Here is an 8,257-nt window from a genome sequence, read left to right as displayed (position 1 = left end):
GTACGGCGACGGCGAGGGCGGCGCGGACGCCGACAAGGCGGCCGAGCGCCTCGAGGCCGCGGGCGTCGAGACCCCGGTCCAGCTGTCGCTGCAGTACAGCAACGACCACTACGGCCCGTCCTCCGGCGAGGAGTACGCGCTGATCAAGGACCAGCTCGAGTCCACCGGCCTGTTCACGGTCGACCTGCAGACCACCGAGTGGGTGCAGTACGCCAAGGACCGCACCTCCGACGTGTACCCGGCCTACCAGCTCGGCTGGTTCCCGGACTACTCGGACGCGGACAACTACCTGACGCCGTTCTTCCTGACGGACAACTTCCTGGGCAACCACTACGACAACCAGGAGGTGAACGACCTGATCCTGCAGCAGGCCGTCACCACCGACGCCGGCGAGCGCTCCGCGCTCATCGAGCAGATCCAGGACGCGGTCGCCGCGGACCTGTCCACGGTGCCGTACCTCCAGGGCGCCCAGGTGGCCGTCGTCGGGGCGGACGTGACCGGCGCCGAGGACACCCTCGACGCCTCGTTCAAGTTCCGCTACGGCGCCCTCGCCATCGGCTGATCCGACCGACACCACGCCCGGCGCGGGGCGCGCACCCCCGCCGCCCCCCCCCCGGCGCCGCGCCCGCGACCGCCGCCGGGGGCGGCGCGACGCCCGGCCGCAAGGAGCCCCGCACCCGGGGCACCGGCGGCGGGCTCGGCCGCTACCTGCTCGTGCGGTTCCTCCTGATCATCCCGACCGTGTTCATCCTGGTCACCGTCGTGTTCGTGCTGATGCGCGCGACCGGCGACCCGATCACGGCCGCCCAGGGCGGGCGCCTGCCCGCCGACCAGCTCGCCGAGCGGATCCACCAGGCCGGCTACGACCGGCCGATCCTCGTCCAGTACGGCGAGTACCTCGGCAACATCCTGCGGGGCGACTTCGGCACCACGCTCAGCGACAGCCGGCCGGTCACCGAGGTGCTCACCACCTTCGGGTCCGCGACCCTCGAGCTCGCGTTCTACGCCCTGCTCGTCGCGTTCGTCGTGGGCATCCCGCTCGGCCTGCTCGCCGCGTACTTCCGCGACCGGTTCCACGACGCCGTGCTGCGCGTGTTCGCCATCGCCTGCTACGCCACGCCGGTGTTCTTCGCCGGCCTGCTGCTCAAGCTCGTGTTCGCCGTGCAGCTCGACTGGCTCCCCGTCTCGGGACGCGCGTCGACCCGCTCCGAGATCGAGATGCGGCAGCTCGACGACCCGACCGGCATCTACCTGATCGACGCGATCCGCACGGGCAACGGCGAGGTCGTCGCGGACGTCCTGCAGCACGCCGTCCTGCCGGCCATCGCGCTCGGCCTGCTCACCGCCGGCGTGTTCCTGCGGCTCGTGCGCACCAACGTCATCGGCACCCTCGGCTCCGGCTACGTCGACGCGGCCCGGTCGCGCGGCGTCCGCGAGTCCCGGCTGCTGCGCAAGCACGCGTACAAGCCCGCGCTCATCCCGATCATCACCGTGGTCGGCATGCAGGTCGCGATGCTGCTCGTCGGCGCCGTGCTCACCGAGACGACCTTCGAGTGGCGCGGCCTCGGCTTCCAGCTGTCGCAGTACCTGCAGGCGCGCGACTTCGTCGCCGTGCAGGGCATCGTCGTGCTGCTCGCCGTGATCGTCGCCGTGACGAACTTCCTCGTCGACGTCATCGCCGCGCTCATCGACCCGAGGGTGAGGTACTGACATGGCGACCACCCCCGCCACCGCCCCCGAGGCCCCGGCCGCCACGACGGCCCGCCGCGGCTGGCGCCGGCTGCCCGTCGTGCACCAGCTCCGGCAGAGCGTCGGCCTCCAGCGCGGCATGCTGATCGCCGGCCTGGTGCTCACCGGCCTGCTGGTCCTCACCGCCCTGCTGGCGCCGCTGCTCGCGCCGTACGGGTTCAACCAGCTGCGCGACGCCGACGGCCCGTTCGGCGCCCAACAGCCGCCCTCGGCCGAGCACTGGCTCGGCACCACCGTCGGCGGCTTCGACGTGCTGTCCCGGGTGATCTACGGGTCGCGCACCGCGCTGCTCGTCATGATCATCGCCATCGCGGCCTCGCTGGTCATCGGCGTGCTGCTCGGCCTCGTGTCCGGCTACTTCGGCGGCTGGCTCGACCGGGTGCTCGTCGTGGTCGCGGACGCGGTGTACGCGTTCCCGTCCCTGCTGCTCGCCATCGTGCTGGCCATCGTCATCAGCGGCGGCCAGTCGAGCATGTGGGGCGGCGTCCTCGCCGCGGCGCTCTCGATCACCGTGGTGTTCACGCCGCAGTACCTGCGGGTCGTGCGCGCGGAGACCATCCGGATCAAGTCGGAGGCCTTCGTCGAGTCGGCCCGCGTCATCGGCGCGAGCAACACCCGGATCATGACCAAGCACGTGCTGCGCAACGCGACCCGCACGCTGCCGCTGATCATCACGCTGAACGCGTCCGAGGCCGTGCTCACCCTCGCGGGGCTCGGCTTCCTCGGGTTCGGCATCGAGCCGACCCAGGCCGCCGAGTGGGGCTACGACCTCAACCGCGCCATCGCCGACGTCACGTCGGGCATCTGGTGGACCTCGGTGTTCCCGGGCCTCGCCATCGTGCTCTCCGTCCTGGGCATCACCCTGGTCGGCGAGTCCCTGAACGACCTGGCGGACCCGCGGCTGCGCACGCGCCGCGCGTCGGCCGACGTGACCGGCGACGTCGCCGCGACCTCGGTCGTCCCCGGTGGCGCGCTGTCCGCCCCCGGCGGCCTGGAGGGCCTCGAGCCCGGGACGGAGGCGGCCCGATGACCGCACGCATCGACACCACGCCGCACCAGGGCGCCACGGCCGAGCCGGTCGTCGAGATCACCGACCTGTCGGTGTCCTTCGCGACCGACGCGGGCGACGTCCGCGCCGTCGACGGCGTCTCGCTCAGCGTCGCCGCCGGCGAGGTGCTGGCCGTCGTCGGCGAGTCCGGCTCCGGCAAGTCGGTGACGGCCAAGACCCTCCTCGGCCTGCTGCCGTCGACCGCCACCACCCGCGGCGCGGTCGTGCTGTCCTCCCGGGACGGCGCCGTCCGCAGCGACGTGGTCGCCCTCGACGGCTCGTCGCTCCGCCAGGTGCGGGGCCGGGACGCCGCCATGGTGTTCCAGGAGCCGTCGACCGCGCTCAACCCGGTCTACCCGATCGGCTGGCAGATCATCGAGGGCCTGCGGTCCCACCAGCGGATCAGCCGGTCCGACGCCCGGGCCAAGGCCGTCGACATCCTGCGCCGCGTCGGCATCCCCGACCCCGAGCGCCGGATCGACCACTACCCGCACCAGTTCTCCGGCGGGCAGAAGCAGCGCATCGTCATCGCCCAGGCGCTGGTGCTCGACCCGGGCGTGATCATCGCCGACGAGCCGACCACCGCCCTCGACGTGACCGTGCAGGCTGAGATCCTCGACCTGCTCCGGCGCTGCCGCGACGAGTTCGGCGCGGCCATCGTGCTCATCACGCACAACATGGGCGTGGTCGCCGACCTCGCCGACCGGGTCGCCGTGATGTACCAGGGGAAGATCGTCGAGCAGGCGCCGGTGCGCGACCTGTTCGGCTCCCCGCAGCACGCGTACACCCGGTCGCTGCTGGACGCCGTGCCGCGGATCGGCGGCGGTGGCGCGCACGCCCGCGCCCGGGCCGCCGCCCGCCCCGCGGGCTGGGCCGAGCAGGCGCCGGTGGTCGAGGCGCGCGACCTGGAGATCGTCTACCCGGGCCGGCTCCGGCAGCCCGGGTTCCGGGCGGTCGACAAGGTCTCGCTCGCGATCCGGCCCGGTGAGGTCGTGGGCCTGGTCGGCGAGTCCGGCTCCGGCAAGACCACGATCGGGCGGGCGATCGCCGGCCTGACCCGGGTCACCGGCGGGTCGCTGCAGGTGCTCGGGCTGGAGATGAACGGGGTGCGCGAGCGCGCCCTGCGGCCGGTGCGCCCGCGCATCGGGTTCGTGTTCCAGGACCCCGCGACGTCGTTCAACCCGCTGCTCACCATCGCCGAGTGCGTGGCCGAGCCGCTGGTCGTGCACGGCCGGGCGCGCGACGCCCGCGCCGCCCGCTCGCGGGTCGACGAGCTGCTGGAGTCCGTCCAGCTGCCGCGGTCCTACGGCGACCGGTTCCCGCACGAGCTCTCCGGCGGCCAGCGCCAGCGCGCGTCGCTCGCCCGGGCGCTCGCGCTCGACCCCGAGCTGCTGATCGCCGACGAGCCCACATCGGCGCTCGACGTCTCGGTGCAGGCGCGGGTGCTCGAGCTGTTCTCGGAGCTGCAGGAGCAGCTCGGGTTCGCGTGCCTGTTCATCAGCCACGACCTCGCGGTGGTCGACCTGCTCGCCGACCGGATCGCGGTGCTGCACCGCGGCCGGCTGGTCGAGGAGGGCACCGGCGAGGAGGTGCTCGGCGCGCCCCGCGAGGAGTACACCCGGCGGCTGCTGGCGAGCCTCCCCGTCCCGGACCCGGACGAGCAGGCCAGGCGGCGCGAGGCGTGGCGGGCGCTGGCCTGACCCGCACCACGCCGCGGCACCCGCAGGGGCGCGCACCCGGTTCACCCCGGGGGCGCGCCCCTGCGGCGTGTCTCCCCCGGGGCCCGGCGGCGACGGTCAGGCGGGGAAGACGCAGAACTCGTCGCCCTCGGGGTCCGCGAGCACGACCCACCCGTCGTGGTCGGCGACCACGAGGGCGCCGCGCGCCACCAGGTCCGCCACGCCCGTGGCCAGGTCCGGGACCGTGAGGTCGAGGTGCACGCGGTTCTTCACGGTCTTCGGCTCCGGGACGCGCTGGAACCAGATCCGCACGCCCGGCCCCTCGGGCTCGACCAGGACGGTCGGGTCGTCCTCGGGGTCCTCGATCCCCTCGGCGTGCAGGCGCGCGAGCTCGGCCTCGTCGTACGGCGCGACGCGGTAGCCGTCGAGCGTGCCCGCCCACCAGCGCGCGAGCGAGGCGGGGTGGTGGCAGTCGACGACGACGTCGCGCAGGGCGGCCATGCGCCGAGCCTAGGGCCGGCCGCACGGACGGCGCTTCCCCTCCGCGGCACCCGGATGCCCCGTTCCGCTCAGCACCCGGCCCCCACGTGTCGATAGGTCCCGTGTGGAGCAGGGGATCGGCACCGAGCCCGTCGCGCGGCGCACGCGCCGCCGGGGCCTGTGGCGCACGACGCGCCGGGCGTCCGGCGTACCCTCGGCGCGCCCCGAGGCAGACCGGGCCGACGACTGGTTCGACTCCTGGCTGACCGACGCGGCCGACGCGGTCGGCTCCCGGCGCGCGCTGGCGACCGCCGAGGCCGCCGGCTGGACCGTGCTGCACGACCTGCACCGACCCGGCAGCACCGACGCGACGGTCGAGCACGTCGCCGTGGGCCCGGGCGGGGTCGTCCTCGTCGAGACGCTGCGCTGGACCGGCGAGGTCACCGTGCACGACGGCACGCTGCGGCACCGCGGCTACGGCCGGACGGCGGACGTCGCCGCGGTCGCCGACGCCGCGGGCGCGATCACCGCGCTGCTGGCCCCGGCGCACCGTCGGGCGGTCCTCGCCGTGGTGTCGCTCGGCGGGCGGGACCTGGAGCCCGCGGCGGTGCGGGGCGGGGCGACGGCGGTGGGCGAGCCGCAGCTCGCCACGCACCTGATCGCGCTGCCGCCGGTGTTCTCCCCGGAGGACGTGACGCTGGTGTCCGAGTACCTGGCCGCCGAGCTCGGCGGCGCCGCGAGCCCCGAGCAGCTGACGGTGGACGACGTGTTCCGGCCCGCGGAGGTGTGGGCGGCCGGCGAGCGCGCCGCCGCCCCGGCCGCTCCGGCGACTCCGGCCGCTCCTGCGACCGGCGCGACGCCGCGCTACACGCAGCCGGCCAACCGGGAGGTCGCCGGGCTGCACGCGGGCCAGGACGAGGACGCGCCCGCCCGGGCCGGGTCGGTTACCGGGCGCGGTGCCGTCGGCGACGGCGTGCTCCGGGTCGGGCTGCTGGTGCTCGGGCTGCTCACGGTCGGCAACGTGCTGCTGGCCTGGATCGACGTCGCCGGCTGACCGCCGCCGCGCCACCCGCGCCGCCGCGGCGTCGGGCTGTGACCTGCGTCACGGGAGCGCGCCTGCGGGATGAGGCGGCCCGCCCGCACGGTTCGATGCTCTCGTGAGCCTCCTGATGAGCCCCCTGACGCTGCGCGGCACCACGTTCCGGAACCGGGTCTGGCTGGCGCCGATGTGCCAGTACTCCGCCGACGGCGACGGCCTCCCCACCGACTGGCACCTCGCGCACCTCGGCGCCCGCGCGGTCGGCGGGTTCGGCCTCGTGCTCGCCGAGGCGACCGCGGTCGTCCCCGAGGGCCGGATCTCCCCGGAGGACGTCGGCATCTGGGGCGACGAGCACGTGGTCGCGTGGCGCCGGATCACCGACTTCGTCCGGAGCCGCGGCGCCGTCGTCGGCGTCCAGCTCGCGCACGCCGGCCGCAAGGCGTCGACCTACCGCGGGTTCGGCGAGGGCTCCGGGACCGTCCCCGCCACGGCCGGGGGGTGGGACACGGTCGCGCCGTCCGCCGTCGCGTTCGACGGGTACGCCGCGCCGCAGGAGATGACGCCCGAGCAGGTCGCCGCCGTGCCGGGGCAGTTCGCCGCCGCTACCCGCCGCGCGCTCGACGCCGGCTTCGACCTCGTCGAGGTGCACGCGGCCCACGGGTACCTGCTGCACCAGTTCCTGTCCCCGCTGTCGAACCACCGCGACGACGCCTGGGGCGGCGACCTGGCCGGGCGCGCCCGGCTGCTGCTCGACACCGTCGACGCGGTCCGCGCGGTGCTCCCGGAGGACCGCCCGCTGCTCGTCCGCGTCTCCGCGACCGACTGGACCGAGGGCGGGCTCACCGTCGAGGACGTCGCCCAGGTGGCCGGGTGGCTGCGGGAGCACGGGGTCGACCTGGTCGACGTCTCGTCCGGCGGCAACGTGCACGCACGCATCCCGGTGGGCCCGGGGTACCAGGTGCCGGCCGCCCGGACGATCCGCGAGACCGCCGAGATCGCCACCTCCGCGGTCGGCCTGATCACGACGCCGGAGCAGGCCGAGCAGGTGCTCGCCGAGGGCTCCGCCGACGTCGTCATGCTGGGCCGACCGGCGCTGTTCGACCCGCACTGGCCGCTGCGCGCCGCGCACGCGCTGGACGACAAGACGCCCACGCTCGAGCATGCCGGAGACGCCGCGGCGACGGTGCTGCCGGGGCAGCCGACGGGCTGGCCGGTGCAGTACGCGCGGGGCTCCTGGGGCTGAGCGGCGCGCCGCCCGGCAACCGCTGACCTGCAGCGACGCCCGGGGCGGGTGAACGGCACGCCGGGGGGACGCGGCCGTTCACCCGCACCCCCGGTTGCCCGCCTCCGGCATCCGGGTTCGACTGGTCCGCGACCGGGCCCGCTCCAGGGCCGCTCCGGACGGACGGGGACGACCGCGTGACGGCACGAGGGATGGTGCGCCGGCTGCTGGCCGGTGCCGTGACCGGTGCGGGCCTCTGGCTCGGCGCCGTCGCGCTCGCCACCCCGGCCGCGGCGGACGACTCCCCCGGCCCGCTGGACGCCCTCGCCGGCGTCGTGCAGCAGGTGACGGAGCCGGTCGCCGCGGTGATCGAGCCGGTCAGCGCCGCCGTCACGCCGCCGATCGAGTCCGCCGCGGCTCCCGTTGCGGCAGCCGCCGACCCCGTGGTCGAGGCCGCGGCACCCGTCGTGGACGCCGTGGCACCCGTGGTCGCGCCGGTGACCGAGGCCGCCGCGCCCGTGGCTGCCGCCGCCGCGCCCGTCGCCGACGCCGTGACCCCGGTGGCGGACGCCGTCGCGCCGGTCACCGAGGTGGTCGCCCCGGTGACGGACGCGCTCGCCCCGGTCACCCGGGCACTCGCCCCCGTCTCCGCGGCGCTGTCGCCCGTGACGGACGCGCTGGCCCCGGTCACGGCCCCGCTCACCGGGGCGCTGTCGCCCGTCGCCGGTGCGCTGGCGCCGGTCCTCGACCCGCTGACCCCGGTGACCGACGCGCTCGTCCCGGGCGACGCCCCCGGCGCCCCGGCCGAGCCGCCGACCGCCGCGAACCCCGCCGCGCCCGTCGCCGACGTCGCCGGCCCGGCCGCCCCTGCCGCCACGACCACCGACCCGACGGCCGGTGCCCCCGGCGGCACCGCCCGCGCGGACGACGCCGTCGGCGGCGCGACGGCCCCCGCCGCCCACGCAGTCCCCCTGCCCGCCGCCGACCCCGGCGCCCCGGCCCCGGGCGTCCCCGCCTCGCAGGCCCCGGCCCCCGCCCCG

General features: G+C 76.0%; 7 protein-coding genes and 1 pseudogene. 7 read left to right on the top strand and 1 reads right to left on the bottom strand.

Going from position 1 to position 8,257, the window contains the following annotated elements:
- The 4 genes from J5O08_RS19860 to J5O08_RS19845 form a co-directional block, all read left to right on the top strand.
- Positions 1 to 562 (top strand): ABC transporter substrate-binding protein (locus J5O08_RS19860; protein WP_255590270.1); only part of this gene is annotated, 562 nt, incomplete at its 5' end.
- 146 nt (positions 563 to 708) lie between these two features.
- The gene (locus J5O08_RS19855) at positions 709 to 1,710 is read left to right on the top strand and encodes an ABC transporter permease (RefSeq protein ID WP_255590272.1); all 1,002 of its coding nucleotides are present in this window, start codon (positions 709 to 711) and stop codon (positions 1,708 to 1,710) included.
- Between the two features lies 1 nt (position 1,711).
- The gene (locus J5O08_RS19850) at positions 1,712 to 2,779 is read left to right on the top strand and encodes an ABC transporter permease (RefSeq protein WP_255590269.1); all 1,068 of its coding nucleotides are present in this window, start codon (positions 1,712 to 1,714) and stop codon (positions 2,777 to 2,779) included.
- Positions 2,776 to 4,497 carry an ABC transporter ATP-binding protein gene (locus J5O08_RS19845; protein ID WP_218708638.1) on the top strand — a complete coding sequence of 574 codons (1,722 nt, stop codon included), beginning with the start codon at positions 2,776 to 2,778 and terminating at the stop codon, positions 4,495 to 4,497. Before J5O08_RS19850 ends, J5O08_RS19845 begins: the two co-directional genes overlap by 4 nt.
- Before the next feature lie 96 nt (positions 4,498 to 4,593).
- Here J5O08_RS19845 and J5O08_RS19840 read toward each other — a convergent pair whose 3' ends face one another.
- Positions 4,594 to 4,977: a VOC family protein gene (locus tag J5O08_RS19840; protein ID WP_218708637.1), complete on the bottom strand. Its 384-nt coding sequence runs from the start codon at positions 4,975 to 4,977 to the stop codon at positions 4,594 to 4,596.
- A gap of 103 nt (positions 4,978 to 5,080) precedes the next feature.
- On the opposite strand from J5O08_RS19840, the gene J5O08_RS19835 reads away from it, so the two are divergent.
- The 3 genes and pseudogenes from J5O08_RS19835 to J5O08_RS19825 all read left to right on the top strand — a co-directional run.
- Complete coding sequence (locus J5O08_RS19835; RefSeq protein WP_218708636.1) at positions 5,081 to 6,010, top strand: nuclease-related domain-containing protein; 930 nt, start codon at positions 5,081 to 5,083, stop codon at positions 6,008 to 6,010.
- Between the two features lie 103 nt (positions 6,011 to 6,113).
- Positions 6,114 to 7,238 carry an NADH:flavin oxidoreductase/NADH oxidase gene (locus J5O08_RS19830; protein WP_374226000.1) on the top strand — a complete coding sequence of 375 codons (1,125 nt, stop codon included), beginning with the start codon at positions 6,114 to 6,116 and terminating at the stop codon, positions 7,236 to 7,238.
- Positions 7,239 to 7,414: 176 nt separating this feature from the next.
- Positions 7,415 to 8,257 (top strand): annotated as a pseudogene (locus tag J5O08_RS19825) (hypothetical protein); the annotation flags it as partial.

Source organism: Cellulomonas sp. PS-H5, from assembly GCF_019265565.1.
In the GTDB taxonomy this organism is placed as follows: domain Bacteria; phylum Actinomycetota; class Actinomycetes; order Actinomycetales; family Cellulomonadaceae; genus Cellulomonas.
The sequence above is the reverse complement of the archived record's forward strand: the minus strand, read 5'-3'. Positions and strand labels throughout refer to the sequence as shown.

What these genes read in the sequence shown, in the direction of transcription:
- J5O08_RS19850 (WP_255590269.1), top strand. Translation starts at nt 1,712, where the DNA reads ATGGCGACCACCCCCGCCACCGCCCCCGAGGCCCCGGCCGCCACGACG.
- J5O08_RS19845 (WP_218708638.1), top strand. Translation starts at nt 2,776, where the DNA reads ATGACCGCACGCATCGACACCACGCCGCACCAGGGCGCCACGGCCGAG.
- J5O08_RS19840 (WP_218708637.1), bottom strand. Translation starts at nt 4,977, where the DNA reads ATGGCCGCCCTGCGCGACGTCGTCGTCGACTGCCACCACCCCGCCTCG.